27 protein-coding genes and 1 riboswitch are annotated in these 26,048 nt (G+C 51.3%); of the genes, 10 read left to right on the top strand and 17 right to left on the bottom strand.

Features of this window, described 5'->3' with window-relative positions:
* Positions 1 to 10: 10 nt before the first annotated feature.
* Positions 11 to 1,219 (bottom strand): serine-type D-Ala-D-Ala carboxypeptidase, encoded by a 1,209-nt coding sequence (gene dacC, locus BM427_RS03380; protein ID WP_090119211.1) that lies wholly within the window; start codon positions 1,217 to 1,219, stop codon positions 11 to 13.
* A gap of 234 nt (positions 1,220 to 1,453) precedes the next feature.
* Between dacC and BM427_RS03375 the strand changes: the two genes are divergently transcribed.
* Positions 1,454 to 2,083 carry a glutathione S-transferase family protein gene (locus tag BM427_RS03375; RefSeq protein ID WP_090119209.1) on the top strand — a complete coding sequence of 210 codons (630 nt, stop codon included), beginning with the start codon at positions 1,454 to 1,456 and terminating at the stop codon, positions 2,081 to 2,083.
* A gap of 92 nt (positions 2,084 to 2,175) precedes the next feature.
* Here BM427_RS03375 and BM427_RS03370 read toward each other — a convergent pair whose 3' ends face one another.
* The 9 genes from BM427_RS03370 to BM427_RS03330 all read right to left on the bottom strand — a co-directional run bounded on the left by BM427_RS03370 (position 2,176) and on the right by BM427_RS03330 (position 13,513).
* Complete coding sequence (locus BM427_RS03370) at positions 2,176 to 3,282, bottom strand: PQQ-dependent sugar dehydrogenase (protein ID WP_090119207.1); 1,107 nt, start codon at positions 3,280 to 3,282, stop codon at positions 2,176 to 2,178.
* A gap of 171 nt (positions 3,283 to 3,453) precedes the next feature.
* The gene (locus tag BM427_RS03365) at positions 3,454 to 3,837 is read right to left on the bottom strand and encodes a biofilm formation regulator BssR (RefSeq protein ID WP_090119205.1); all 384 of its coding nucleotides are present in this window, start codon (positions 3,835 to 3,837) and stop codon (positions 3,454 to 3,456) included.
* A gap of 103 nt (positions 3,838 to 3,940) precedes the next feature.
* On the bottom strand, positions 3,941 to 5,740 hold the full coding sequence (gene atzF, locus BM427_RS03360) for an allophanate hydrolase (protein WP_090119203.1): 1,800 nt from the start codon (positions 5,738 to 5,740) through the stop codon (positions 3,941 to 3,943).
* The gene (uca, locus tag BM427_RS03355; RefSeq protein ID WP_090119201.1) at positions 5,737 to 9,339 is read right to left on the bottom strand and encodes an urea carboxylase; all 3,603 of its coding nucleotides are present in this window, start codon (positions 9,337 to 9,339) and stop codon (positions 5,737 to 5,739) included. Before uca ends, atzF begins: the two co-directional genes overlap by 4 nt.
* A 143-nt stretch (positions 9,340 to 9,482) precedes the next feature.
* Positions 9,483 to 10,115 (bottom strand): urea amidolyase associated protein UAAP2, encoded by a 633-nt coding sequence (locus BM427_RS03350; protein ID WP_090119199.1) that lies wholly within the window; start codon positions 10,113 to 10,115, stop codon positions 9,483 to 9,485.
* An 11-nt stretch (positions 10,116 to 10,126) separates the two neighbouring features.
* Positions 10,127 to 10,843, bottom strand: a complete 717-nt coding sequence (locus tag BM427_RS03345; protein ID WP_090119198.1) for an urea amidolyase associated protein UAAP1 — start codon at positions 10,841 to 10,843, stop codon at positions 10,127 to 10,129.
* A gap of 4 nt (positions 10,844 to 10,847) precedes the next feature.
* Entirely contained in the window at positions 10,848 to 11,624 is a 777-nt protein-coding gene (locus BM427_RS03340; protein WP_090119196.1) for an ABC transporter ATP-binding protein, read from the bottom strand.
* Positions 11,621 to 12,436: an ABC transporter permease gene (locus tag BM427_RS03335; RefSeq protein WP_090119194.1), complete on the bottom strand. Its 816-nt coding sequence runs from the start codon at positions 12,434 to 12,436 to the stop codon at positions 11,621 to 11,623. Before BM427_RS03335 ends, BM427_RS03340 begins: the two co-directional genes overlap by 4 nt.
* Before the next feature lie 18 nt (positions 12,437 to 12,454).
* A complete protein-coding gene (locus BM427_RS03330; RefSeq protein WP_090119192.1) occupies positions 12,455 to 13,513 on the bottom strand; it encodes a putative urea ABC transporter substrate-binding protein in 1,059 nt (352 codons plus the stop codon).
* A gap of 58 nt (positions 13,514 to 13,571) precedes the next feature.
* Positions 13,572 to 13,670: riboswitch (guanidine-I (ykkC/yxkD leader) on the bottom strand.
* 222 nt (positions 13,671 to 13,892) lie between these two features.
* Here BM427_RS03330 and BM427_RS03325 point away from each other — a divergent pair.
* Positions 13,893 to 14,516 carry a glutathione S-transferase family protein gene (locus BM427_RS03325; protein ID WP_090119190.1) on the top strand — a complete coding sequence of 208 codons (624 nt, stop codon included), beginning with the start codon at positions 13,893 to 13,895 and terminating at the stop codon, positions 14,514 to 14,516.
* Between the two features lie 102 nt (positions 14,517 to 14,618).
* On the opposite strand, the gene BM427_RS03320 is transcribed toward BM427_RS03325, so the two are convergent.
* On the bottom strand, positions 14,619 to 15,077 hold the full coding sequence (locus BM427_RS03320; RefSeq protein ID WP_090119188.1) for a hypothetical protein: 459 nt from the start codon (positions 15,075 to 15,077) through the stop codon (positions 14,619 to 14,621).
* 1,204 nt (positions 15,078 to 16,281) lie between these two features.
* On the opposite strand from BM427_RS03320, the gene BM427_RS03315 reads away from it, so the two are divergent.
* The 3 genes from BM427_RS03315 (at position 16,282) to BM427_RS25180 (ending at position 18,146) form a co-directional block, all read left to right on the top strand.
* Entirely contained in the window at positions 16,282 to 16,662 is a 381-nt protein-coding gene (locus BM427_RS03315) for a hypothetical protein (RefSeq protein ID WP_090119186.1), read from the top strand.
* 76 nt (positions 16,663 to 16,738) lie between these two features.
* Positions 16,739 to 17,893: a PAAR domain-containing protein gene (locus BM427_RS03310; RefSeq protein WP_090119184.1), complete on the top strand. Its 1,155-nt coding sequence runs from the start codon at positions 16,739 to 16,741 to the stop codon at positions 17,891 to 17,893.
* The gene (locus BM427_RS25180) at positions 17,883 to 18,146 is read left to right on the top strand and encodes a hypothetical protein (RefSeq protein ID WP_139234376.1); all 264 of its coding nucleotides are present in this window, start codon (positions 17,883 to 17,885) and stop codon (positions 18,144 to 18,146) included. Before BM427_RS03310 ends, BM427_RS25180 begins: the two co-directional genes overlap by 11 nt.
* Positions 18,147 to 18,715: 569 nt before the next feature.
* Here the strand turns inward: BM427_RS25180 and BM427_RS03305 are convergent.
* The gene (locus tag BM427_RS03305) at positions 18,716 to 19,180 is read right to left on the bottom strand and encodes a GNAT family N-acetyltransferase (protein ID WP_090119182.1); all 465 of its coding nucleotides are present in this window, start codon (positions 19,178 to 19,180) and stop codon (positions 18,716 to 18,718) included.
* Positions 19,181 to 19,371: 191 nt separating this feature from the next.
* Here BM427_RS03305 and BM427_RS03300 point away from each other — a divergent pair, with 191 nt between their 5' ends.
* Complete coding sequence (locus tag BM427_RS03300; RefSeq protein ID WP_090119180.1) at positions 19,372 to 19,632, top strand: hypothetical protein; 261 nt, start codon at positions 19,372 to 19,374, stop codon at positions 19,630 to 19,632.
* 26 nt (positions 19,633 to 19,658) lie between these two features.
* On the opposite strand, the gene BM427_RS03295 is transcribed toward BM427_RS03300, so the two are convergent.
* On the bottom strand, positions 19,659 to 19,931 hold the full coding sequence (locus tag BM427_RS03295) for an alpha/beta hydrolase (protein ID WP_175539122.1): 273 nt from the start codon (positions 19,929 to 19,931) through the stop codon (positions 19,659 to 19,661).
* 118 nt (positions 19,932 to 20,049) lie between these two features.
* On the opposite strand from BM427_RS03295, the gene BM427_RS03290 reads away from it, so the two are divergent.
* From BM427_RS03290 to BM427_RS03280, 3 genes are all read left to right on the top strand, one after another.
* Complete coding sequence (locus tag BM427_RS03290) at positions 20,050 to 20,742, top strand: hypothetical protein (protein WP_090119178.1); 693 nt, start codon at positions 20,050 to 20,052, stop codon at positions 20,740 to 20,742.
* Entirely contained in the window at positions 20,739 to 20,933 is a 195-nt protein-coding gene (locus BM427_RS03285) for a hypothetical protein (protein ID WP_090119176.1), read from the top strand. The genes BM427_RS03290 and BM427_RS03285 overlap by 4 nt, the downstream gene beginning before the upstream one ends.
* Before the next feature lie 129 nt (positions 20,934 to 21,062).
* Entirely contained in the window at positions 21,063 to 21,731 is a 669-nt protein-coding gene (locus tag BM427_RS03280) for a hypothetical protein (RefSeq protein WP_090119174.1), read from the top strand.
* On the opposite strand, the gene BM427_RS03275 is transcribed toward BM427_RS03280, so the two are convergent.
* The 3 genes from BM427_RS03275 to BM427_RS03260 form a co-directional block, all read right to left on the bottom strand.
* Complete coding sequence (locus BM427_RS03275; protein ID WP_090119172.1) at positions 21,724 to 21,990, bottom strand: hypothetical protein; 267 nt, start codon at positions 21,988 to 21,990, stop codon at positions 21,724 to 21,726. The two genes, BM427_RS03280 and BM427_RS03275, sit on opposite strands and share 8 nt — an antisense overlap.
* Before the next feature lie 405 nt (positions 21,991 to 22,395).
* Positions 22,396 to 22,908, bottom strand: coding sequence for a DUF2778 domain-containing protein (locus BM427_RS03265; protein WP_367888881.1), 513 nt, complete (start codon positions 22,906 to 22,908; stop codon positions 22,396 to 22,398).
* Between the two features lie 397 nt (positions 22,909 to 23,305).
* Complete coding sequence (locus BM427_RS03260; protein WP_244316617.1) at positions 23,306 to 23,644, bottom strand: recombinase family protein; 339 nt, start codon at positions 23,642 to 23,644, stop codon at positions 23,306 to 23,308.
* Positions 23,645 to 23,723: 79 nt separating this feature from the next.
* On the opposite strand from BM427_RS03260, the gene rimO reads away from it, so the two are divergent.
* Positions 23,724 to 25,031 (top strand): 30S ribosomal protein S12 methylthiotransferase RimO, encoded by a 1,308-nt coding sequence (rimO, locus tag BM427_RS03255; protein WP_090119168.1) that lies wholly within the window; start codon positions 23,724 to 23,726, stop codon positions 25,029 to 25,031.
* 105 nt (positions 25,032 to 25,136) lie between these two features.
* On the opposite strand, the gene gsiD is transcribed toward rimO, so the two are convergent.
* Complete coding sequence (gsiD, locus tag BM427_RS03250; protein ID WP_090119166.1) at positions 25,137 to 26,048, bottom strand: glutathione ABC transporter permease GsiD; 912 nt, start codon at positions 26,046 to 26,048, stop codon at positions 25,137 to 25,139.

The raw sequence follows: 26,048 nt of genomic DNA, 5'->3' as shown, positions 1-26,048 counted from the left end.
TCAGTTAACGTCAGGAGAACCAGCCGCCAAACCACTGGTGGAATTTCAACATAACGAAATCCCAGATCCGGCCGATAAACCCGGCCTCTTGTACCGCTTCCATCACCACCAGTGGACGCTGTTCGATGGTTTTACCGTTCAGTTGAAAATTGATCGTGCCCACCACCTGGCCTTTGCTCAGCGGCGCCTGCAGTTCCGGCTGCGTCAGCGTGTAGCTCGCTTTCAAATTATTAAGCTGCCCTTTCGGGATAGTGATCGAGCCCGCCTCACCCGCGCCGAGCTTCGCTTCGCTACTGTCGCCAAACCAGACGCGCTGTGTGACAAAAGTGGCATCGGGTTTGATTGGCGTCACGGTATCGAAGAAGCGGAAACCCCAGCTGAGGAGTTTCTCGGATTCATTAAAGCGGATGCGGTCGGTTTTCGCGCCCAGCACCACCGAGATCAGGCGCATATCGCCCTGTGTCGCGGAAGCCACCAGATTGTAACCGGCGCCGTCGGTCGTGCCGGTTTTCATGCCGTCCACATTCATACTGGTGTTCCACAGCAGCCGGTTACGGTTCGGCTGGTGGATCTTATCAAAAGTGAACTCTTTTTCCTTGTGAATGGCGTACTCATCGGGCACATCATGAATTAAGGCTTTCCCGAGTAGCGCCATATCGCGCGCGGTACTGAACTGGCCCGGCGCATTCAGACCGTGTACGGTTTTAAAGGTGGTATTGGTCAGCCCCAGTTTCTGCGCATAGCTGTTCATCAGGCTGACGAATGCATCCTGGCTCCCGGCGACATAGTCAGCAATGGCGATGCAGGCATCGTTGCCGGACTGAATAATCACCCCTTTATTCAAATCCGCGACCGACACCTGATCGCCCGGTTTCAGAAACATCAGCGTAGAACCACGCAGTACCGGGTTGCCGGTCGCCCAGGCATCTTTACCGATGGTTACCGTATCGGTGAGATGAATTTTTCCGGCTTTCAGCGCCTGGCCCACCACATAGCTGGTCATCAGTTTGGTGAGGCTGGCGGGATCGAGTTTCTCGTCGGCATTACCTTCAGCCAGCACTTTGCCGCTGGCGTAATCCATCAGGATCCATGCGCGTGCGTCAACCGGCGGCGCGGCCGGATCCGAGTTTTGTTCAACCGCGTAGAGTGAAGGAGAAAAGAGAAATAACAGCGCGGAGCCCGCAGCCAGGCTGCGAAGGGATAAAGCGAAATGCGTCATAGATAGCCACCCGAGTATCCATTCAAACAAACGTCACAACACGTGCCGCAACAAACGGTGAGTAATAGCGCACAAACGGAGCGAAAAAAACCGTCGGTGAGTAAAGTTTTTAAAGTTTATGCAATAACAGGGTGTTGCGCTCACTTTGTGCGATCTTTTTCTAAGTCGTTGCCAGAACGTTAACTTTCCCCCACCATGAATCCCCTGACAGAGATCCACTTCAAAGGGGTAAAAATGATAACGCTATGGGGCAGGAATAACTCAACTAATGTCAAAAAAGTTCGTTGGCTGCTGGAAGAACTGGAGTTGCCGTACGAGCATATTCTGGCGGGTGGGCAATTTGGCCTGAATCACGATGCCGAATATCTGGCGATGAACCCGAATGGGCTGGTGCCGTTGCTGCGTGACGATGAAACCGGCGTTGTGCTGTGGGAATCAAACACCATCGTGCGTTATCTTGCCACCCAATATGGTCAGGGCCGCCTGTGGATTGAAACTCCCGCCGTGCGCGCAGAAGGGGAAAAGTGGATGGACTGGACGATTGGCACCCTGGCGCCGAAATATGCCCAGGTGATGATTGGACTGGTGCGCACGCCGCCAGAGCAGCGGGATAACGCCGCGATTGCGGCAGCAATACAATCGCTTGAAGGAATGTTAGCTATTCTTGATAACGCGCTGGCGGAACAGATCTGGTTTTCCGGCGAAAGCTTTGGCTGCGCCGATATCGCCGTTGGCCCATTTATCTACAACCTGTTTGCTATTCCCGATTTAAGCTGGGCGCCACGCGCCAATCTACAACGCTGGTACGCACAACTTTGCGAACGTCCAGGGTTCCGCACAACCGTGATGATTCCGGTAACCTGATACCCGACATTACCGGGCAGGGATGCCCGGTAAACCCGACCGACTCCGCCATATCCATCATCGGCAAACAGGCAAACGGCGCTTCCCCTTCGTCACGAAGCCGGACGCACTTTCCACAGCTCGCCGTCCGAAGAATCGGTCAGCACATAAAGGTAGCCATCCGGCCCCACGCGCACATCGCGGATGCGCTGCTTACGATCAGCAAGAATGCGACCCTCTTCCGTAACGTTGTCGCCATTAACACTCATCACGATGACATCTTCATCTTTGAGCGCGCCAATAAAGAGTTTCTTTTTCCACTGTGGGAAAGTGTCGGCGTTATAGAATGCCATACCACTTATCGCCGGGGATTTCGGCCAGTAGAAGATTGGCTGTTCGGTGCCAGGCACAATCTGCCCTTTCGCCTCGGGAATTTTCAGCCCGCTGTAGTTGATGCCCCAGGTGGCAATCGGCCAGCCGTAATTTTTGTCTTTTTGCACAATATTAATTTCATCACCGCCACGCGGCCCGTGTTCGTGCCACCACAGAGCATGGCTCCATGGGTTTATTGCCATTCCTTGCGGGTTACGAATGCCATATGACCAGATCTCCGGACGGGCATTTTTGCGACCGACAAACGGGTTGTCATCCGGCACTTTCCCCTGATCGGTCAGCCGTACCAGTTTGCCCTGCAATTTATCCAGCGCCTGCGCCGTCGGGCGCTGATTGTTCTCGCCCAGCGCAATCCACAGATATCCTTTGCCGTCAAACACCAGCCGACCGCCAAAGTGGTTACCGGTTGAGAGTTTCGGCTGCTGGCGGAACACCGTTTGAAACGACTCCAGACGGGTGAAATCGTCGCTCAGGCGACCATAACCGACTGCGGTACCGGCTTTGCCTTCTTTGTCCGCTTCCGCATAGCTTAGCCATACCCGGCGCGACTGGGCAAAATCAGGCGCCAGCACCACATCCAGCAAGCCGCCCTGCCCGTGCGCCCATACGTTCGGTACACCGCTTATCGGGTCGGAAAGCCCCTTACCGGGCCGCCACAAGCGTAGTTGACCACCACGCAAAGTGATTAACATGCCATGATTATCGGGTAAAAATGCCAGCGACCAGGGGTGATCGAGTTTGCCTTGCAGAACATCAACCTTCACCGCCGCAGGCTCAGCAAATACCGGGACGGAAAGAAACAGCAGCAACAGGGGAAGACGGCGCATCGGGTTCTCCTTTATTCAGCTATTCAGCAGCTTCGCAGAGTAAAGGGTAGACCGGGACGCAGAAATGAAACGCTGGTTTACAGAATTTATACATTCGACATGAAAGAAAATGGGCAGACAAGAAGGGGGAGTTCCCTCCCCCTTGAAGGGGGAGTTCCCTCCCCCTTGCGCCTAAACCTTTTCGAGCGGTGAATGCTCGTTAAGGTAGAGAATGGCGTGATCAAGCACCTTCAGTGAACGTTCGAGTTTATCGGCATTCACAGAGATATACGTTGGGCAATCCTGTCGCCCGCTCAGCAGGCAAACGGCCGCTGAAGAGAGAGCCTCTTCGGCGCGGTACAATGCACCCCGCGTCTCGCGATCCGGCATGTTGTTCAGCCGTTCCCCTTTATCACGAATATCAAGTGCCAGGGCAAACAGACGTTCACGCAGACGATCGTTTTCGCTGACCGACATATAACCTTTTACCTTCCTCATCTGGGTGTAGGCCACAAGGTCCGTTCTGACAGCAGTCAACTTCGTCAACAGACGACGAACAAGTTCATCAACGCTCATACATATTTCCTCCCTTGTCAGCCAATGGGGCAAGATAATAGTATGGCTGCTATTTGCACAAAATCATGTACGCGGTCAATAATTAATCGATATTGACAATCCTTTACAAAGAGGAAGCCAGCCAGGCGCGCCATCCGCCGTAAGACGTGATCTCCTGTGCCCCCTGCAAACCATAATTTTCACAAATGAATCCACTCAACCAGCGGCCATCTTCCAGCTCAACTTTACCCAGCCCAAGCGGTGCCGGAATACCGGCAAGGAAAGAGCCAACTTCGCTGTGCGGCAGTTCCCACACCTCCACGGCAATCGCTGCGCCTTGCTGCTCGTCACGTACCATAGCCGGTCGTTTACCATCTGCCAGCGCATATAACCGATACTGCGGCGCGCTGCGAGTGGCGCGAAGTAAGGTCGCGCCCCGCTGACGCAACTGACCATTAAGCGCCAACCCATCCAGATGTGCGCCGCACACCACCAGCGCCAGCCGATCGTGGCTCGCGGCGTTTGCCGGAACGGCAGTCTCCATTTTCCGCCCGCCGGGCAAGGCCAGTAACGTGCTGCGCTGCATCGCATCGGCAAGGCTCAGCAGATACTGATCGGTAAAGGCGCGGCCAAACAACGTAACGCCGGAAGGCAAGCCGTTGGCCATTATCCCGTTAGGTACCGCAACAGCAGCGTAATCCAGCAGATTCATAAAATTGGTGTAGTAACCGAGATCGGCATTGCGTTTTACCGGTTCATCGGCCAGCTCCGCCAGCGTTACCGGGCGTGGGTAAGTTGGCGTCAGCACACAGTCCAAATCGATGAGCAGCGCATCGCACTGCGCTTTGTAGGCCTGTAAACGGTATTGCGCATCAAACGCTGCCACCGCATCCGTGGAGGGTGCATTGCTCAGCACCGCTTTGATCACGGGCAGCACTGCATCAGGCTGTTTTTCAATCAGCGGCCCGACGACGTGGTAGCGCTCCGCCACCCACGGCCCTTCATACAGCAGGCGCGCAGCGGCAAGGAACGGGGTGAAATCAAGTGGCACCGCTACACCGCCAAGCGACGCCAGACGAGCTTTTGCCGCATAAAACAGCGCTTCACTCTCTGCACAGCCGAGGAATTCCAGCGTTGCCGGGACGCCAAAACGGAAACCCGGTTGCGGCACGCCAAAGGCCTGTGCATCGTTCCACGCCGGGTTACCACGACTATAGGCATCGTGCGCGTCTTTCACTGCCGTTAGCGCCAGCAAGCGACTGGCTTCAGCGGCGGTAGCGGTAAAAAACGTGACGCAATCGAGCGTGCGACAGGCAGGCACCACACCTGCCGTGGAGATCAACCCTTTGGTCGCTTTCAGACCAACCAGATTATTGAGTGACGCCGGAACACGCCCGCTGCCAGCGGTATCCGTACCCAGCGCAAAGCTTGCCAGCCCCAGCGCCACCGCCAGCGACGATCCGGCACTGGAACCGCCCGCCGGATAATCGGCATGTACGCTGTTACGGCAGGCACCATAGGGTGAACGCGTGCCGTTCAGCCCGGTGGCGAACTGATCAAGATTGGTTTTACCCAGCGGTACCGCACCCAGCGCAATCAATTGTGCGACGATGGTCGCATTCTGTTTTGCGGTATACGCAAATGCCGGGCAAGCCGCAGTGGTAGGAATGCCTGCCAGATCAATATTGTCTTTGATGGCAAACGGCACACCGTACAGCGGCAGAGACTCAGGCGGTACGTTATCCAGCGCCGTCAGATATGGCTCCAGTTCCGCCGCGCTGAGAAGATAAATAAAGGTGTTGAATTCCGGGTTCAGCGCCAGCGCTCGCTCCCGCAACGTCGCTATGACGTCGCGCGGCGTTAAAAGGCCATCGCGGTAAGCCTGTGCCAGTACATCAAGGCGTAAATCAAACGGCTGCATCATACTGTTTTCTCCAGAACCACCACACACTGCCCCGCGCGCACCGAACTGCCCGGCTGCACGCGTACCTGGCTTACCACGCCGTCATGGGCGGCAAGCAACGGTATCTCCATCTTCATCGACTCCAGCACCACCAGCACATCACCTGCGCGAACCTGGCTGCCCGGTGTGACATTCACCTGCCACAAGTTGCCGGAGATTGGGCTGTCGATGCCCTGTTGCCCCGGTTGTAATGGCGCATCCTCACCCTCTTCCGCCAGCGCTTCACTGCTGTCAAAATGTGCCTGGCCGCTGGCGATCCAACGATCGCGCTCGGCGGCGAAAGCGCCCTGCTGATGCGCACGGAATGTAGCAATACTTTGTGCTTCATCGGCGAGAAACTGTTGATACTCTGCCAGCTTCAGCGTGGTGTGCTCAATGCGCAGCGGATAACGCCCGAGCGGGAAGTCGCGACGAATGGTTAACAATTCATCGGCAGCAACCGGATAAAAACGGATCTGGTCGAAGAAACGCAGCAGCCACGGCTTACCGGCAAAATCCGCCACGGTATGGTAGCGATTCCACATTTGCAGCGTCCGCCCGACAAACTGATAGCCGCCCGGCCCTTCCATGCCATACACGCAAAGGTACGCGCCACCAATGCCAACCGAGTTTTCCGCAGTCCAGGTGCGCGCCGGGTTGTACTTGGTCGTGACCAGCCTGTGGCGCGGATCGAGCGGTGTTGCCACTGGCGCGCCAAGGTAGACATCACCCAGTCCCATCACCAGATAGCTGGCGTCAAACACCGTTTTGTAGACTTCATCGATATTCGACAGATCGTTAATGCGGCGGATAAACTCCAGGTTGCTCGGGCACCACGGCGCATCGCGGCGCACGGTGGTCATATATTTGTCGATGGCTTTCTGACATGCCGGGTCGTCCCACGAGAGCGGTAGCCAGACAATGCGCGACGGCACATCCAAATCCTGGCGCTCACACACGCTCTGCCATAGTCCGGCCACCGTCTCCAGCAGTTGCGCCAGCCCCAACGTTTCCGGCTGGTAGTGAATTTGCAGCGAGCGAATACCCGGCGTCAGATCGATCACCCCCGGCAGCGCCAGCGCTTCCAGCGCCTGCATTAAGGCGTGAGCGCGAAAACGCAGCACCAGATCCAGCTCCGGCTCGCCGATCTCAAGCAACAGATGCGTATCGCCGGAAAGTCGCGCCACCAGGCGCTTATCCGCCTCGCCACAGTTCAGAACGATTGGCGAAGCCAACGCCACGGGTTGCCACGCCACCACCTGCGGCTTGAGGCTGGCGATTTGCGCTTCCTGCGCCTGCGCCAGATGGCGTGCAGTGGCGATATCAACCGGGATAAAACGCACTTTATCACCCGCTTTCAGTTGGCCAATGGCCGGTAGATCCGCTTCAATAATGGTCACCGGACAGACAAAACCACCAAGACTCGGGCCGTCCGGGCCAAGGATCACCGGCATGTCGCCGGTAAAATCCACCGCACCGATAGCATATGGGTTGTCATGAATATTGGAGGGATGCAGACCGGCTTCGCCGCCGCTGTCGCGCACCCACTCCGGTTTCGGGCCGATCAGGCGTACGCCGGTGCGGCTGGAGTTAAAATGCACTTCCCAGTCGGTAGCCAAAAAGGTTGCCATATACGCCGGGGTGAAGTACTCCGGCGCACCATGAGGGCCATAAATCACCCGCAACTCACGCACCGGGGAAAGCGGCGTATGCAGCGCCTGCGGCAACGCCGTTTCGCCACATGGTTCCGTTAATGGTGCCAGATGCAGCACATCGCCGGTACGCAGTGCTCGCCCGGCATGGCCGCCAAACTGCCCCAGCGTGAAAGTACTTTTGCTGCCCAGGTACTCCGGTACCTGGAAGCCCCCGCGCAGACAGAGGTAACTGCGCACCCCGTCACCGCTGATGTCGCCGATGTGCAGCGTCATCCCCGCCCGTAGCGTGAAGATACGGTTCATCGCCAGCGGCTCACCATTGAGCGTCAGCGCAATATCCGCGCCAGTGACAACCGCCTGTGCATCGCAGTTAAATTTCAGCGTCGGGCCGCTCAGGGTGATCTCCAGCGCCGCCGCGTTGTCATCATTGCCCAGCAGACGGTTGCCAAGACGCAACGCACGGTTGTCCATCGGCCCGGATGGCGGCACACCCACTGCCCAGTACCCTATACGCCCGGGATAATCCTGCACAGTAGTTTGCGTCCCGGCGTTCAGCACTTCCAGCGTATGCGCCTGATACGTCAGACCTTCAAGGCAGCGCGTCCAGGGTTCACCACAGGCGAACGGGGTAAAGGTTAAGATCTGCTGTAAATAGGTACGGCTGGTCTCCACGCCGTATAAACGGGTGGTGCCCAGCGCGTCGTACAGCGCATGCACTGCCGCCTCACGCGTTGGCTCCCAGGCGATGATTTTCGCCAGCATCGGGTCGAAGAATGGCGGTACTTCACAGCCGGATTCCACCCAGCTATCGATGCGCAATGCCCGGCGATCGTCCGCCGGAAAGGCCACGTCAGTCAGTAAACCGGGTGATGGCTGGAACTGGCGGCCAGGATCTTCCGCATAAACCCGCGCCTGAATCGCGTGGCCGCTGGGCATCAGGCTGTCGCGAAGCTGCGCCAGTGGCGGCAGTTCCCCGGCGGCGAGCGCAATCATCCAGCCAACCAGATCCACGCCCCATACCTGCTCTGTCACGCCATGCTCAACCTGCAAACGGGTGTTCACTTCGAGGAAGTAAAACCGTTTGGCTTCGCTGTCGTAGACAAACTCCACCGTGCCCGCGCTGCGATAGTTGACCGCTTTACCGAGCTTAATGGCCGCACTGCACAGCGCTTCTTCCATGCCCGCAGGCAGGTTTGGCGCGGGGGTTTCTTCCAGCACTTTCTGGTTGCGACGTTGCACGGAACAATCGCGCACGCCAAGGGCAATCACCTCACCTGCGCCATCGCCGAAAATCTGCACTTCCAGATGACGGGCGCGGGCGATGTACTTCTCAATAAATACGCCCGCGTCGCTGAAGTTGTTTTTCCCCAGCCGGACTACCGCGTCAAATGCGTCGTGTAATTCGCTCGCCGTCGTGCAGACTCGCATCCCAATGCCGCCGCCGCCCGCCGTGCTTTTCAGCATCACCGGGTAACCGACGCTTTCTGCGGCACGTAGCGCTTCATCCACATCCGCAAGCAGTTCGGTGCCTTCCAGCATTGGCACGCCCTGTTGTTTCGCCAGTGCGCGAGCGGTATGTTTCAGGCCGAAAACGCGCAGTTGCGCAGACGTCGGGCCAACAAAAGCAATGCCTGCCGCTTCACAAGCTTCGGCAAAGGCCGCGTTTTCAGAGAGGAAACCATATCCGGGATGAATCGCCTGTGCCCCGCTCTCGCGGGCGGCGGCAATGATTTTTTCCGTCACCAGATAGGTGCCTGCTGCCGGGCCGTCGCCGAGGCTAATCGCTTCGTCGGCCTCGCGAATATGCAAGCTGCTGATATCGGCATCAGAATAGACGGCAACGCCGCCAATCTGCATTGTGCGCAAAGTGCGCATGATACGGCAGGCAATCGCCCCGCGGTTGGCGATCAGGAGTTTCGTAAACATAGGTCAGACTCAATCGTGGCAGGTCGTCCTGCCGAACATTGGCTCACCGCATGGTCGTCCATGGGGAAAATGCGATTACAGCAGAATGCGTACCGCGCAGAGGTGGTAACGCGCCAGGCGCAGCCGCTGCCAGCAATTTGGCGTCAGTTCCATACCAGCACTTCCGCAGGCGTTGGGTTCCAGCCATTGCATGGATTGTTGAGTTGCGGGCAGTTGGAGATCAGCACAATGACATCGCACTCAGCGCGTAATTCGACATATTTACCCGGCGCAGAGATACCATCTTCAAATGTCAGCCCACCCTCTGGGGTTACCGGCACGTTCATAAAGAAGTTGATGTTTGCGCCAATGTCGCGCTTTTGCAGCCGACCATCGTGCAGGCAGGCACAGAGAAAGTTATCGCGGCAACTGTGCATGTGCCGTTTATCCAGCGCATAACGCACAGTATTGCTCTCCTGTGCACAAGCGCCACCGAGGGTGTCGTGGCGACCGCAGGTATCAGCGACAATGGTCAGCAGCGGGTTGCCGAGGTTGGAGTACAGTACGCTGCCGCGGGTAAGATAGGCGTTGTTCTGCCGACGCAGGGTGCGCTGGGCATCGTAGCGTTCACGCGGGTTCTGCGCATTGTAGAACAGCGTATCAATGGCCTGGTTTCCTTCCAGATCCAACAGACGCAGCGTCTGGCCTTTTTTCACTTCAAACAGATACGGTTCACCCGCCGGGATCACATGGCGGAAAACGGCATGCTGGGCTTGTTTTTCGCTGGCAACAGTCATCGTGCGGCTCCTTACAGGGCGAAAAGTTGGGTATTAGTAAAAGCGCGGCTGTTTTCCGGGCGCGTCAGCAGGGTATTGATCATCGCCTGCTCATCGTCAGCCTGCCGCCAGCTCAGTTGTACCGGACGCGGTGCATACTCGCGGGAAGGGTCCATCGGATGTTGCAGCGCAGTCAGCACGACCAGCACATCCATCGGCGCAAACAGTTCGACATAGCTTCCCGGTTGAGAATGGCCGCTGTGGAAAGTGAACTGGCCGTTATCATCGACCGACACTTTGCTGAAGAAGTTAACCACCATCAGCAGATCTTCGAGGTTGAGATCCCACTTACCCATTTCCACCAGCAGGTTATCCGCACCGTTACGGAAGAAGCCATTGCGCAGCTCCTGGTAGCGTCCCTGGCCATACTTTTCTGCCACTTCGGCTGCGTTCAACACGCCGCCAAAAGGATCGTGCCAGCCGCTGGTATCGGCAGTGATGCCCGCCAGCACGCGCCCCATATCGGAGTAGAAACAGTGCCCGGCCGTCAAGCGTGCGGTGTGCTGGCCTTTCAGGGTATCCGGCAGGTTCAGGCGCTCACTTTTTTCATGAGCGTTGAACATCATCAGGCTGACGTTTGCGCCGCCTTCGATGTCGGTCATGCGCAGGATCTGCCCGCGTTTGAGGATAAAAGAGAGATGGCCGCCGCCAGGCAGGATCTCGTCGCGAAGAACAGAAATTGGGTTCACAGGATTATCTCCTTAATGCGTAGACGTTATCGGGCTTCGCGCCGCTCATTGCGGAGAGCCGCGTTTCGTTGAGCGGGATGTCATAGGTGATGCGTGCGCCGTAAGCATTGGGTGCTTGCGGATCAATACGCACCTTGTCGAACACCAGCAGACGGGTGCCGAGATTGAAGCCTTCTGAAAGATCGTGGGTTACCATAAAGACCGTCATGCGGGTTTCACTCCACAGTTGCAGCAGCAGCGCATGCATCTCTTTACGGATCCCGGGGTCAAGAGCACCAAACGGCTCATCCAGCAGCAGGACGCGCGGTTGCATAATGAAAGCCTGAGCGATGGCTAAACGCTGTTGCATACCACCAGAGAGCTGCGCCGGATATTTCTTCAGCGCGTGGCCAAGGCCGACTTTTTCCAGCAATTCTCTGGCCTGCTCGCGGGCAGCGTGCTTTTTCGCGCCAAAAAAACGCCCAAAGAACGGGGATTGCGGAAGTTCGAGGCCAATGGCGACGTTATCCAGCACGGTGAGATGCGGGAACACCGAGTAGCGCTGAAATACCACGCCACGGCTACGATCCGGTTCGGCGCTCAACGGTTTACCCGCCAGCGTGATGACACCGCGGCTCGGTTTTTCCTGGCCGAGCAGCAGGCGCAGAAAGGTTGATTTGCCGCAGCCGGACGCACCGACCATCGAGCAAAACTCCCCCTCTTTCACCTGCAAGTTCAGGCGCTCCAGCACCACATGGTCGCCGTACTCCTGCCAGATATTGTCGATAGTGATAAAGCTCATGCCTTCCCTCCTTCCGCCCAGGGAAAACAGGTTTTGTGTAACTGACGCAGCGCCAGATCCATCAGCCACGCCAGCAACGTGATCCACAGGACGTACGGGATGATGATGTCCATCGCCATATAGCGACGCACAAGGAAAATGCGGTAGCCCAGCCCGGCAGTGGAGGAAATGGCCTCTGCCGAGATGAGAAACAGCCACGCCGACCCCAGCAACAGACGCAGCGACATCAGCAGGCGCGATAGCAGCTGCGGCAACACCACCCGCAGAACCAGCGTCCAGCTATTGGCGCCAAGCGTCTGCGCTTTGATCAGGATCTCCGCCGGGATTTCACAGGCGCGCTGCTCCAGATCGCGGGCCAGCATCGGCGTGATGCCAATAACAATCAGCATCACTTTCGACAGCTCATCGAGTCCGAAAACGATAAACAGCACCGGTAAAATCGCCAGTGGCGGGATCATCGACAGCACGGTCATGAGTGGCGACAACGACGCCCGCCACAGCGGGAAAACGCCGGAAGTGATGCCAATGCACAGCCCGATCACCGAGGCGATAGCCAGGCCCATTAACAAGCGGCCGAGGCTCACCAGTGTGTCCATCCAGAACAGGTATTCGCCGCTACGTTTATCCGGGGTAAACGCCATCCGTGAAAGTGCGTCCAGCATCTCTTGCAGGCCGGGCAGCAGCTTGTCCTGCGGGTTGGCCTCCAGCCGTACTGCCGAGCCCATAAAATAGGCGGCCAGCAGCAGGACAAAAGGCAGCAGGATCAGCAGCGTCCGCATGCCAGGGGTGGGATGGCGATTAATTTGTCGCATGGCGAACTCCGTCAGTTATCACAGCTTGCCGGCAGCGGCCATCTTCACGAAGCTGTCGTCAAAGCGCAGTTTCACGTTATTCGCATCGCCCTGCGTAACATTGCCGGGGAAGGTCATACCGATAAAATCCGCGCTCTGCGCACCATCGCCGAGCAGGCCTTTCTCAAAGGAGAATGACGCAACGCGCTGCATGGTTTTCGCCAGCTCTGCTGACGTCACAAAAGCAATGTTGTCCGCCGGGGTATAGAACAGGTGGGTGGTTTTCAGTTGTGCCTTGTAACCGGCCAGATCGGTGCCGGAAGCGGCGGCCATCGAATTAAGTACCGTGGCGTCCTGCGCTTTCATCAAGCCCATCATTTCGTACCATGCGCCGGTGAGCGCTTTACCCAGTGCCGGGTTATCTTTCAGGGTGGCGCTGTTGACCACCATCATGTCGATCAATTCGCCCGGCACTTGCGAGGAGCTAAAGACTTCGGTGGTTTTCGGCGTGGCTTTAATCACGGAGAGCTGCGGGTTCCAGGCGACGGCAGCCTGCACATTTGGCGTACCAAACGCCGAGACAATATCCGCATCGGAGGTGTTCACCACGGTGACGTCTTTCTCCGCCAGCCCGGCTTTTTCCAGCCCGCGCACCAGCAGATAGTGAGAAACGGAGAGTTCTGGCAGGTAGACTTTCATCCCTTTCAAATCTTTGAGGGTTTTGCCCTCGCCTTTCATTACGACGCCGTCGTTGCCTTCGGAGTAACTGCCGAGGATCAGCGCTGTACTGTCAACGCCGCCCGCAGCCGGAATGGTCAGCGCATCCATATTGGTCATGGTGCAGCCATCAAACTGGCCAGCGGTGTACTGGTTGATGGATTCAATATAGTCATTCAGTTGCACAATATTGATCTTGATACCGTATTTGCTGGCCCATTTATCAATGATTTTGCTACTGCTGATGGTGCCCCACGGCATCCATCCGGCGTAGATAGTCCAGCAGATGTTGAACTCTTTTTTCACGGCGGCAAAGGTGGGGAGACTGACCAGCATCGCCAGCGACAACACAAGAGAGCGGAACAATGGAAATTTCTTCATTCTTGACCTCTGATTGGCACAAAGTTAGGGGGGCAGCGCGACACCCATTGGTGCTGCTGTCTCCCGGGTTTTTGTCCCGCCGTGTAACCTCGCAGAGGTCGCCAGCTCTTGGACCAGTCATTCACCAAAGTGAACCGGAACCCTAGCCAGCTATTTTCAAATTGTGTGTTGCACTGCGCTCTCGCTTTTGCAAGTGCTGTGCCAGGTTGTTTTTGCTTTACCGTCATAACGTTAGCGAATTGTTACGTTACGCTGTCCCTGTTTTGGTGAGCCACAACAAGGCACTGCACCACGCTGGTGCTACGGCGCAAGTGGCGGGAATGCATTTAGCTGGTGTATTGTTTTTAAACGATTAATCACGCAGACGGACGTTCGTAATATGCTCAAAATCCTTGGCAAAACTTCTTCTATCAATGTGCGTAAAGTGTTGTGGACCTGCGAGGAAGCGGGGCTGGATTATTTACAGGAAGATTACGGCAGCGGTTTTGCCTCCACCGAGACCGACGCATTCCGTGCACTGAACCCGAACGCCATGGTGCCCGTCCTGCTGGATGATGAGTTTGTGCTATGGGAATCAAACTCGATTTGCCGCTACCTGGCGCGTAAAACGGGGCGCAATGATCTATTGCCTGCCGAACCGCAGGCCTGCGCCATGGTGGAGCACTGGATGGACTGGCAGGCCACCGAGTTTAACAACGCCTGGCGCTATGTCTTCCCCGCGCTGGCGCGCAAAAACCCGGCCTTTAACGATCCAAAAGCCATTGAGGCGGGAATCAAAGAGTGGAACCACTGCATCGGCATTCTGGAGCAGCAGCTGCAACGCACCGGTGCCTTTGCCGCAGGCGATACCTTCACGCTGGCGGATGTGGTGCTGGGGCTGTCGGTGAACCGCTGGAAAATGACGCCGTTTGAACATCCGGAGGTGCCCGCTATCGACGCGTGGTTTGCGCGACTGAACCAGCGCCCGGCATTTTTGCGCCATGGTAATAATGGGATGGTGTGACGAGATACAGAGTACTTTTACGATTTGCTAACCACCTCATTGACACCACCCGCAGGCAATGCTGACTGATCTGCCGGAGCCTACTGGCTCCGGCAATTCGGCTCAGAGAAACACGTCGAGCTCCACTACCCCGTCATCGGTACGCAGCCAGCGCGGCATTTTCAGCGTATCGGCAAAGAAACTGATCAGCGTAGACAGCAAATCGCCAACGACGCGTTGCTGACTGCTTGCCAGTGAGCCGCTTATTAATAACTGCGTCAGCAACTGGCAGTAACGACATAACTGATCGCTTTCGGCCTCAAACACCGGGGATCGGGTAGGGAGATGATCAACCGTCAGACTGGCTTTGATAAGGTCGGGAACAGGTTCCTGCAACGTGGATTGCAGCAGCGCCAGGCAGGCAGAGAGCCGCCCGCAGAGCGCCATTTTATGCGCCGGGTCGTCGCACTCCACCATCACTTCGGTAAAACGTTCGCAGTTATCCGCAAGCTCGGTGAAATCGGTCGCGTAATGAAAAGGGACAGTCAGTAATGCAAGTGGAAAGGTTGAGGGTGTAGCCATAAGAATCGCCTTCTGTATGTGGTATATATCCGCCACCGGAGAGGCTAATCTCGCGGGTGGCAGAACCAGACGGGGTTAGCCTTACCGGCCATACAGAAACCGGTGCGTCTTGCGACGCCCCCGTCCGGCCCACCATTGTGATGCAGCCAGACGCGCGACACTTCTACTACGTGTCACCTGTATGGTCTTCAGGAGGCTAATCCCGACGCCTGATTTTGCAGGCGCGGTGTAACCATAAGGAAAGCCATTACACGCGACAAGGGATTATAGCTAACTTTATGAACTGATTGCTATTGTTGGAAGCACGCTCGCAGAATATTGCAACGTTCAATATACATTATGCAGGGGGGATCTAACACATTCAGTCATTGTACAAACTGCCTGGCATGATGTTTTATGGACAGAGCAGTGGTAATTCGCTGCTTTATCCCTGAATTATGCGCTAACAAAAATTAAAAACGTTCCATCTTCAGATTTATTGAGATAGAAATTAAAGCATATTGAAGAATATCTTCAATAATAGTTATATAAAAACCATTAAGTATTTAATTAATGAAGCAGAGCTCCCGGAAAATACTTTTGACCCCATTAAAAATAGAGATGAATTACGTATCAGTTATTAATACTTCGTTCCGAACTCAAAACAGTTATCTGTCGAATCTGAGACTAATGCATCAATTCAAGAGGTTATTCGGCGTTTTGGTACATTATTTATCGCAATTAAAGTGTAGTGAATGGTAAAAAACCATATCAAGATTTCGTTAATAAAATACAGAATCAATTTTAGCTCTGAACTATATCACTTATTAAATATACATTCTACATGCACGCGAAAAGCCACTTAAATACTCAGAGCAATGTGTATTTCAACGAATGACTGAAACAGAACCCTAACAGCGATGAAAAAGACTTAAGCACAAGTAACCAAAGCATACAAAAATGTTTATCCCCGAAAAAAAAGTATCCCTCTATGCTTTTGCTTACGGAAACTCGACACAGTAACCCCGATACCTTTACCTCCTCATCCGGTAGCACTTAACGCAAATTTTTAATGCATACCCTTATGATTTATGTGACAATAAGTGCTCAAATAAAAACCATAAGTAAAGGGACGTTATGATCAAAAAAATTCTTTTTTATACACCAGCAAAAAACGATGACATCAGCCCAGCTTTACTTTTCTCAGTAGCCCGGATGAGGGTAAATGATGATCAACACTAAACCCCATAAATCACACTACGGCATTATGCTGGTGTTTGGGTTCTCAATCGGCGATTTCAGAAACCTCGTTTTACATACCGATCTTTACCGCACCCTACAATTTCATGGATCATTCCCTATCGGTGATGGCTTAGATTCCGTTACAAATAAAATAACCCTGAAATTCGACGAATTCCTTTTTGAGGGAACGAATAATTATTTGCATGAAGAGTTTGGTCACTATTGTGAGGCAATGGATCACCAGAACTCACTATACATAGATCTGATAAAAGAACATGCCCGTAACGCTGTATCAATGGAACTTGTAACCACGATGCCAATGATCAGTGCTACATCACAATACTGTGTCCACCTACTCCATTGAGAAAAAATGTGAATCGTATCTTCTCTGTCTGTAAATGATTCTAAACCTGCCAATAAACTTCATTAAGGATGATACAATGCCGACTGGTCATTTTCTTCGTAAAGGCGACAAAACAACATGCGGTGGTAATATACTTTCAGGCTCCCCAAATCACAGGTTGGAAGGAATTTCGACCGCGAGAAATGGCGACTCTGTATCTTGTGGTAAAGATGGCAAGTTATACCATATTGTAGGTGGCATCCCTAATTACTGGATTGACGGCGTAGTAGCAGCAGGAACTTTGCATAGCCGGAGTACATGTCCCTGTAGAGCAAGATTCATTTCATCTTTTCCCTACGCATCCTACGGGGTTGAGGAAGCAAAACCATTTAAAGCAGCACCTGGAGTTGCTCCTGCCCCCTTAGCGGTTGCTTTACCAGCAGAAGTGGAAGAACCAGTACAGCATGCTCAAGTTGCAAAGAAACATAATGATTATGCTAAGACATGCACTCCTGATGATAATCCATTACGTGATGGTGTTTATATTTGGGTTGAGGTACAGGAGGCTGGGCATGCTTTTGTTTCTGTACACCAAAGTAATAAAATTTTTGTATATACATACGGACGTTTCGGGCGAGTTGGTATGGCTGGACTAACTGGCGATGGTATATTGCTATTCATGAAGGGTGATGATGCTCGTTTATATTATCGAGAGGAACTTTATCAACGCGAAGCTGTAGTTTACAAAATAAATGATGTTGGCCTTCTACGTGCCAGAGATGTGTTTCAAAAATTATGGGACTCAGGAACTACACCGCAAGTGACTAAAGATATGGGTGAACGTACTAAGAGAAATGGTAAGGTCATTGATGGATACCATTTGACCGGAAGTAACTGTACAACTCATACTGTAAATGCAATTAGTAAAGCAGGTTCACATGTTTTTAATACAAGATATGTTTCAACAACAGGCATACCAATAGAAGGACACGAAGATTTCACAATTCCTACATCACTGAAAAAATATTTAAGTAATAAAAGTAGAGAACTATCGTCAATGAATGTTATAAATTTTACCGAAAAATTCAAAGAGCAATATCAAAATATAAACGGTTTTACTCCATCGAAGTCTGATTTCCGTGGGAAATCGTTTGAATTATCTACTGAGGGTTTATCCAAAGCGGGTTCATCAACAGGTTATTCAGCAGGGTCAATAGGCGGGTTGTTGGGTGGGACTTCTGATGCTAAATAAAACAGTATTAAGGTGGATGGGGATTATTGCTACAGTTATTTTCTATATTATAGCTGTTATGATACCTGTTTTTGGTTATGGATTAACCATGAAATATAACTCACCTCCGTCAACAGGAACTATGAATGTGGATACATGCGATGGCATTATAGATATTCTTTCGCAGTCATTTGATCAATTGCTAATGACATCTCTTATCGGTAATATTGCTTGCGTAGTTATCACACTCTATATTTTTAAAAAAATAAGATGAATTATAGTAATCTTATAAAGCTTTGAGTGTTTTTATATTATTAGCAGATACAGTTATCTTTATAAAAATATAAATCAGCCCCTCCCTATGACTTACACCACAGGGGGATTCTTTATGTTTTTTAAACGGAAGCAATAAAATGGTTGTTCAAAATCCTTTCGACCACATTAAAAAAGAGATGAATGGGAGTTTTTCATGACTAACCCAGAGAAGGAAATAATCAAAAACACGCAATGAGCTTTATTTAAAAATAAGTTTTGACGATTGTATTGGCATGGATTGATCTTATAGAAAAATTTCGCATCAGTTATCGATACTTCGTTCCGGACTCAAAAAAAGGTTATCTGTCGAACCTAAGATCAATGCATCAATTCAAGAGGTTATTCGGCATTTTAGTACTGGCGTACAGCGTTTACCGCCGTTCCGATGGCGGGCAACGCGATCTTCTTCTCAAGGCAAAACCCTCCGTGCGAATCGGAGAACAAAGCCATACCGGATGAGATGGAAAAACTCTCTCGTCGTGGAATACGTTGTGGAATAGATACCTCCACCAACACGGAGGCACTGCGTTAAGCTTGCCGGGACGATTTTTTGGCTCTCAGGTAGATATCCGGTCGGGCAATCGACCAGGTATAATTTGGTCTATTGATTGGCTGATAGCCAAACTTTTCGTACAGCCAGGGCGCGGTGCTGGTAAACAGCATAATGCGGCGTAATTTCTCAAACACCGGATGCGCATGCCAGCAATCGATCAGCCAGCGCCCTAACCCCTGGCCCTGGTACTCTTCCAGCACATAGACATCGCAGAGATACGCAAAGGTGGCGTAATCGGTAATCAGGCGGGCAAAACCTATCTGCGCGCCGTCATGGAAAAGGCCAAAATTGAGGCTGTTTTGCACCGACAATGCCACCGTCTCTCTGTCGATGCCCGGAGCCCAGGTTGAGCGCGTCAGATAGCGGTGAATTTCCGTAATATCCTGTTTTTCTACGTCAGTACTGATCAGAAAGCCGTCTTTATGCCACTCTTGTACCATCTTCCCCACCCTCACCAACTGAAAAAACCATCATGGCATGAAATTTATCCACCAGAGAAGGGGCTGACGTGTAGGCAATACCATCACGATGTTAAAAAATGCGCGGCGCGTAAATTGTCGTCACTTTCACAGCCGCTCTGAACACTAACGAGTATAAATACCTCAGCCCGGTTCATACACGAGGAAATGAGATGAAAAAATGGCAATTTTACGTCAATGACATCACAGTGAATGCCCATGAGAAAAACATAATGTCTGCAGAAAAGCGTCGTCAATTGAAAGAGGAAGGCTTTCATAAAATGCCTTTTGAGACCGAAGCCAAAGATGAAGCGCAGGCGGTGGATAAGATGTTGCAGCATTTCAAGGAGAACACTGCCGACCTTGAAGAATTCACCAAAGATTACTGCATTCCCGCCATGATTTTTGAACTAATTTACGTCTTTGCCCGATAAAGCGAAGGCCGCAGATACGGCCTTTTTTAATACGATGCGAGCAGCGACTCCCCGGACATATGCAAGATGACCACGTTCATCGACGCATCAAACATCGCACCGTGCGTCAGCCCTGGATAGAGCAAATACGTAACAGGCAAATCATCAGCGCGCAGGCGGGAAACTCTGTGTTGTATGGCGCTCAGCACACCAGAAGTCGTGTTTTCATCATCAGCCTTGCGGTCGCCATCACCTTCGAGAAACCACAGCGATTTATGGCTGAATGTCGCTTTTGGCAACATCGCCATTGCGTTAAGCAACGTCTTCTGTTATCACCTGCTGGAACTGCTACTTAAGCGGTAGATACATCTTGTTTATCATTCTGAGGTTTATTACTGTTATGTGAGATATGGATAGGGAGAAACACGGGAAGTTTTCATGAGCTACAACTCGCTTATACTGAATAAACTTGATGCTGATCGCTACATGGCTAACCTGCTAGATAAAAGCCTTGCTGGTGTCCAACAGCAAGCCGTACAACAGGCTCATTTAATATACTTAGGGGTAGAAAGACTTTCGTGGTACAGCTCTTGCTTCTTCGACAACTACCAGGACGTTTGTACACGTTTAAAGCAAGAAGATAAGAGGTTCTTGAAAGCTCTTGTAGTACTTGTAAAGCATCAAGACACTATAAGAGATATGCTTGAAATATATATCAACTATATGTTTGAAAATCTCTCAGACCAGCGTATCAGGAACATCACTCTAACCTTATCTAAAGCTGGTGCTGGTTTCACAACTGCGACCCTGACTAAGTTCACGATTTCCTACAGTATCGCTACGTTGGCGGCCTCTTCGCTTTCTATGCAAGTATCCATTAGTTCAGCACTGACAAAGTGGAGTACCCGTGGTGTAGTTGTTGCGGGGGTTTATGGCTACGTACAAGAAGCATCCCAGGCAGTTGAACGACTTCGCCACACTAACCCACGCTACTATAGAGATCTCTACGGGCGTGATCTTGAAATGTTATATTTCCTTATTGAACCCGTAATTAATAAAGTGAATGTATTCAATCAGTACCAAAAAAGTGATAACGATATTGTTTCTGATATTCTTAGGATTATTCGATGAAAAAGATGCTCTCTGTATTTTGGGCTGAATTAGTTAGGCTTGTTACTCAAGTCTATATACCAATTGGATTATCTATAATATTTGGTATGTTAGCTGTAGCCTTTTGGGAAGATTACGCCCTGATATCTACGGTCATATTTCTGATAGTTGCTTTTATCGTTAGCGACCGTATATTTAAGAAAAAACGCTGATTCATGCTAAACCTACACCTAACAAACCAAACCCCTTTGTAGGTGTAGCGTGAAACCGGAGTGTACGTTATTCGGTGATTAATGGTAAAGTAATTGCACTACCTTTCATAAATTTAGGAACATCTTTCGATGGACTGCAGAAAAGCAAATATCGCTCTTATAACAATAGTTTCTACATTATTAATAATTACATGCTTGGTACTTATAAAGTTTCTTTTTTCTGGCAATGAAGGTTTCGAGTGGGGTTCGGTTAGTGACTGGTTTAGTTCTATTGCCAATCTTATTATGGCTGGTGCAGCCCTATATGCTGCATGGAACGCTAAAAATTGGTTTCAAACTAAAATAAAGGAAAATGAATTAAATCACGTTACTAAATTCTGGACTAACTGTGACCTTTTTTCTTTAGAAGTATTAAAAACATATGAAAATGTACGTAATCTCAATAATACTGAACCAGAAATAGAACCAATAAATTATGCACAGTTAGTTAAAACTGAACGAGAAGTCATTGATCAATTACAAATAAAGTTAGTAGCTTTGAAAAGTGAATTGCAGTCACTTACCTTTTGGAAAGTATCACCAAAGGACGAGTCCGTTTTCGAAGATTATTTCTTTAGCAATCAATTAGCTTTAGAAGGATTACGGGAGGTTATAGGTTTTGATGTAAATGATATTCATGAGCGTTATCATTACAATCAAAACTATGGAAGAATGTTGGTAGAAACTGCTAAAAAATTAAGAAAAACACATGCATCCTTAAAAAATGACATGAATAATCTTTTCCATTTCTCTAATTAGAATCTACAACATTTAACAAGCGGTGGAGTATCTTCACCGCTATAATTAATGTTTCAATATATGGATTAATTAATGATTCGTTAAAGTACTCATCCTTTCGTTCTCTTATGTTTAAGTACTGGAACGGATCACCTAAACCCCTTACCCTCGAATCGGGGGTTTCCATTTGCAAACCATTAATACCATTAGTTTCAATCCGTGCTTCCTCAGTAACGTAGAGAAAATAGTATGTTCCATCCTCATATGTATTAAATTCCATTCTTATCCTTTCGTAAACTCCATAGTAGGTTAGTACTGCTAACCTTTCTATGTATTTACTATTAATTATGAATTAAGCACTAAAACAGAATATATAACTATTTTAAAAATACCCTCACCATATTCAGTGAGGGTACTTAATAAAATGAGGTATTAGCGATTGGCCTGAAACTTTCTTAGTACCAAGCGTGTGAGCAAGAACAGTATGGTAGCGTAGATAAGTACCATCAGGATTAAGGCAACGAACCTTATCGGATCTGCATCAGCTTCATATGACCCACTCAGGCCGGAACCGAAAGTACTATAGGCGGTATCCATGACCCATTGCGTTAGTCCATTGAGAGGTTTACCGAAACTTGATAGCCACCATGCAAAAACAATACAGATACTGTATATGGCCGCATTCTTAACGAATCCTGCACTTCGCATAGTCGCTCCCCCCTTGCACATCAACATAACCATATGCCATCAATCCAGTCCTTGATCCTGTTACTTTAACCTTTTTAGTACGGAGCAACTGACCACGTACAGCATAAAAATCGACCCGATTAACGAAAGTAATGCACCCCTCTGAGATACCAGAACCATCCGGCCTGAGAGGATGTAACCGGAAACTACCACGCGATACACCATTAATCATTATGCTATCCGTCATGGTTTGAGCACTGAAGAGTGCAAACCATTCTGAATGGTCATTTCCTGTGATTGTATCAACGCCCCATGTCCGGATCTTATTCAATGTAGAGCCAGTTGGCCTATCAACTATCCAGTACCGTCCAGTAGGTATTGCACTATTTGGCATGAACGCACAATTGGGATCATTGGTATATGGGTTTTGCCCACTGAATACCGAGAAAGTTCCTATTCCATAGACGTGTAATTTGGCATAGCCATTTTTATCAATGTCGTCGTATGTCATCCTCATTATTTGTATTTTGTTTTCCCTGCTGTTTGCATATGGGGATTCTAACATATGGATAGTGCATTGAGCAGACCTATAAAAATCGTAGGAAGGCAGCTATAGGCACTCAACATAATTGTTTCTCTACAAAGAATTTCACCCCTCTGATTGGAATAATAACAAGGGTATATATAAATACATAAAGGGCTTTAACAGCCCGATACCCTGCCCTTTGAGCGAAGCGGTACAGCGAAATACTTTAGGCACGTAGTGCCGCCCCCTACTTTTATATACTTAATGAAAAAAAGAAATTGAATGATATTTGTATGTACTCGCCAGTATCAGGTACTTTCAAGAAGAAGTACATTAACTACTCAAGCGAGTACCTACAAATAGAAATTCAAAGCCGAACGCTTTAGCATTTGTGCTTCTTTATTTTTATGTCTTTTAAGTCCATTCCCGTGACAATCGTTAGCTCTAAACCTATCAACTCAAGGAATAAACGCAGTACTTCATCTACCTGATCATGTGAAATTCTGTCAAGGTTCTCACAGTAAAGCCAGGAGTCAGACGGTATCGCATTGTTTTTTATGGCGTCTATGAAGTCGCCCAATTTACCCGCCCGATTCTTCCCGCGAAATGCACTGACGCCAGGCTCAATAATTTCAACCCTTTTAAGGCCAGCTTCTTCAGCATAGGCTTTTGCCGCCGCTAGTTGCCTGTTCCTACCTTGTTGTTCCCCTCGCCTGGCGATCTGTTGACCACCTGATGTAGCTATAAAGTTGCGTCATCTATATAATCCCCGGCATTGTGAGCAACTGATTGTACAAAAAATGTCTAAGATTGGATTTATATCACTAGGCTGTCCGAAAAACCTGGTCGATTCTGAACGCATCCTTACCGAGCTGCGCACTGAAGGTTACGACGTTGTCCCGACTTATAACGATGCCGATATGGTTATCGTCAATACTTGCGGCTTTATTGACAGTGCGGTGCAAGAGTCGCTGGAAGCCATCGGCGAAGCGCTGAACGAAAATGGCAAAGTTATCGTGACCGGCTGTCTGGGCGCGAAAGAAGATCAAATCCGCGAAGTGCATCCGAAGGTACTGGAAATCACCGGGCCACACAGCTATGAGCAGGTGCTTTCCCATGTTCATCACTATGTGCCGAAACCGCAGCATAACCCGTTTATCAGCCTGGTGCCGGAACAGGGCGTAAAACTGACGCCACGTCACTACGCATATCTGAAAATTTCCGAAGGCTGTAACCACCGTTGCACCTTCTGCATCATCCCGTCGATGCGTGGCGATCTGGTAAGCCGTCCGATTGGTGACGTGCTGGCCGAAGCCAAACGTCTGGCCGATGCAGGCGTGAAAGAGTTACTGGTGATCTCACAGGATACCTCCGCTTATGGCGTGGATGTGAAACACCGTATGGGCTTCCATAACGGTGAGCCGGTGAAAACCAGTATGGTTGGTCTGTGCGAGCAACTGGCGAAACTTGGCATCTGGACGCGCCTGCATTACGTTTATCCGTATCCGCACGTTGATGATGTTATTCCGCTGATGGCAGAAGGGAAAATCCTGCCGTATCTGGATATCCCGCTGCAACACGCCAGCCCGCGCATTCTTAAGCTGATGAAGCGTCCGGGTTCGGTCGATCGTCAATTAGCGCGTATCAAACAGTGGCGTGAGATTTGCCCGGATCTGACGCTGCGCTCCACCTTTATCGTTGGCTTCCCAGGCGAAACCGAAGAAGATTTCCAGATGCTGCTGGATTTCCTGAAAGAAGCGCGTCTGGATCGCGTCGGCTGCTTCAAATACAGCCCGGTGGAGGGTGCAACGGCCAACGAACTGGCGGATCAGGTGCCGGAAGAGGTGAAAGAGGAGCGCTGGAACCGCTTTATGCAGTTGCAACAGCAGATCTCGGCGGAACGTTTGCAGGAAAAAATCGGCCGCGAAATTCTCGTCATCATTGATGAAGTGGATGAAGAAGGCGCGATTGGCCGCAGCATGGCAGATGCGCCAGAGATCGACGGCGCGGTGTACCTGAACGGTGAAACACGTGTCAAACCGGGCGATGTGATCCGCGTAAAAGTGGAAAACGCCGACGAGTACGACCTGTGGGGCACCCGCGTTTAATCCCATGAAAACCCGGCCAATGCCGGGTTTGTTGTTTCTGCGGTACCCCATTTCCCTCAGGCCGGATAAGCCGAAGCCGCTATCCGGCACGCTATCTGATCGGCCTTACCCTTTAATCTTCGGATCCAGCGCGTCGCGCAGACCGTCGCCGAACAGGTTAAACGCCAGCACCGTCAGAAAGATCGCCAGTGATGGAAACAGCGCCACATGCGGGGCAATCACCATATCCGCACGGGCTTCGTTGAGCATCGCGCCCCACTCCGGCGTTGGCGGCTGCGCGCCCATGCCGAGAAATGACAGGCTGGCGGCAGAGATAATCGAGGTGCCAATACGCATGGTGAAATAGACCACAATCGACGATACCGTTCCCGGCAGAATATGATGAAACAAAATCACCGTATCGCTGGCACCGATGCTGCGCGCCGACTCGATAAACGTCTGCTGTTTTAGCACCAGTGTGTTGCCACGCACCAGACGGGCAAAAGCGGGGACCGAAAACACAGCCACGGCGATGATCACGTTCGCCATCCCGCTGCCCATCACCGCCACCACTGCAATTGCCAACAAAATGCCGGGAAAAGCAAACAGCACATCACAGATGCGCATGATAAGGCGATCCCACCAGCCTTCGTAATACCCCGCCAGCAGCCCAAGCACCGTACCAATGGCTGCGCCAATCATTACGGCAAAAAGACCGGCCGCCAGCGAGATCTGCGCGCCAACCAGCACGCGACTGAAGATATCGCGGCCCAGAGAATCGACGCCAAACCAGTGCACCAGCGACGGCCCTTCATTCAGCCGGTCATAGTCGAAGTAGGTTTCCGCATCGTAGGGGGCAATCCACGGTGCAATCACCGCCAGCAGGATCAGCAGCAACACAAACAGCCCGGCGGCCATAGCCAGCGGCTGACGGCAAAAACGTCGCCAGAACTCATGCCACGGCGTGCGGACATGTCCAGGTTTCACTACCGGCATGGCGTTCAAAATCGCCTGTCGGCGCCAGTTAAACAATCGCAT

Source organism: Kosakonia arachidis, assembly GCF_900116535.1.
GTDB classification, from domain to species: Bacteria; Pseudomonadota; Gammaproteobacteria; order Enterobacterales; family Enterobacteriaceae; genus Kosakonia; species Kosakonia arachidis.
Note: the sequence above shows the minus strand (reverse complement) of the source record. Positions and strands in the feature narration are given on the sequence as shown.

What these genes read in the sequence shown, in the direction of transcription:
- dacC (WP_090119211.1), bottom strand. Translation starts at nt 1,219, where the DNA reads ATGACGCATTTCGCTTTATCCCTTCGCAGCCTGGCTGCGGGCTCCGCG.
- BM427_RS03375 (WP_090119209.1), top strand. Translation starts at nt 1,454, where the DNA reads ATGATAACGCTATGGGGCAGGAATAACTCAACTAATGTCAAAAAAGTT.
- BM427_RS03370 (WP_090119207.1), bottom strand. Translation starts at nt 3,282, where the DNA reads ATGCGCCGTCTTCCCCTGTTGCTGCTGTTTCTTTCCGTCCCGGTATTT.
- BM427_RS03365 (WP_090119205.1), bottom strand. Translation starts at nt 3,837, where the DNA reads ATGAGCGTTGATGAACTTGTTCGTCGTCTGTTGACGAAGTTGACTGCT.
- atzF (WP_090119203.1), bottom strand. Translation starts at nt 5,740, where the DNA reads ATGATGCAGCCGTTTGATTTACGCCTTGATGTACTGGCACAGGCTTAC.
- uca (WP_090119201.1), bottom strand. Translation starts at nt 9,339, where the DNA reads ATGTTTACGAAACTCCTGATCGCCAACCGCGGGGCGATTGCCTGCCGT.
- BM427_RS03350 (WP_090119199.1), bottom strand. Translation starts at nt 10,115, where the DNA reads ATGACTGTTGCCAGCGAAAAACAAGCCCAGCATGCCGTTTTCCGCCAT.
- BM427_RS03340 (WP_090119196.1), bottom strand. Translation starts at nt 11,624, where the DNA reads ATGAGCTTTATCACTATCGACAATATCTGGCAGGAGTACGGCGACCAT.
- BM427_RS03335 (WP_090119194.1), bottom strand. Translation starts at nt 12,436, where the DNA reads ATGCGACAAATTAATCGCCATCCCACCCCTGGCATGCGGACGCTGCTG.
- BM427_RS03330 (WP_090119192.1), bottom strand. Translation starts at nt 13,513, where the DNA reads ATGAAGAAATTTCCATTGTTCCGCTCTCTTGTGTTGTCGCTGGCGATG.
- BM427_RS03325 (WP_090119190.1), top strand. Translation starts at nt 13,893, where the DNA reads ATGCTCAAAATCCTTGGCAAAACTTCTTCTATCAATGTGCGTAAAGTG.
- BM427_RS03320 (WP_090119188.1), bottom strand. Translation starts at nt 15,077, where the DNA reads ATGGCTACACCCTCAACCTTTCCACTTGCATTACTGACTGTCCCTTTT.
- BM427_RS03315 (WP_090119186.1), top strand. Translation starts at nt 16,282, where the DNA reads ATGATGATCAACACTAAACCCCATAAATCACACTACGGCATTATGCTG.
- BM427_RS03310 (WP_090119184.1), top strand. Translation starts at nt 16,739, where the DNA reads ATGCCGACTGGTCATTTTCTTCGTAAAGGCGACAAAACAACATGCGGT.
- BM427_RS25180 (WP_139234376.1), top strand. Translation starts at nt 17,883, where the DNA reads ATGCTAAATAAAACAGTATTAAGGTGGATGGGGATTATTGCTACAGTT.
- BM427_RS03305 (WP_090119182.1), bottom strand. Translation starts at nt 19,180, where the DNA reads ATGGTACAAGAGTGGCATAAAGACGGCTTTCTGATCAGTACTGACGTA.
- BM427_RS03300 (WP_090119180.1), top strand. Translation starts at nt 19,372, where the DNA reads ATGAAAAAATGGCAATTTTACGTCAATGACATCACAGTGAATGCCCAT.
- BM427_RS03290 (WP_090119178.1), top strand. Translation starts at nt 20,050, where the DNA reads ATGAGCTACAACTCGCTTATACTGAATAAACTTGATGCTGATCGCTAC.
- BM427_RS03285 (WP_090119176.1), top strand. Translation starts at nt 20,739, where the DNA reads ATGAAAAAGATGCTCTCTGTATTTTGGGCTGAATTAGTTAGGCTTGTT.
- BM427_RS03280 (WP_090119174.1), top strand. Translation starts at nt 21,063, where the DNA reads ATGGACTGCAGAAAAGCAAATATCGCTCTTATAACAATAGTTTCTACA.
- BM427_RS03275 (WP_090119172.1), bottom strand. Translation starts at nt 21,990, where the DNA reads ATGGAATTTAATACATATGAGGATGGAACATACTATTTTCTCTACGTT.
- BM427_RS03265 (WP_367888881.1), bottom strand. Translation starts at nt 22,908, where the DNA reads ATGACATACGACGACATTGATAAAAATGGCTATGCCAAATTACACGTC.
- rimO (WP_090119168.1), top strand. Translation starts at nt 23,724, where the DNA reads ATGTCTAAGATTGGATTTATATCACTAGGCTGTCCGAAAAACCTGGTC.
- gsiD (WP_090119166.1), bottom strand. Translation starts at nt 26,048, where the DNA reads ATGCGATTGTTTAACTGGCGCCGACAGGCGATTTTGAACGCCATGCCG.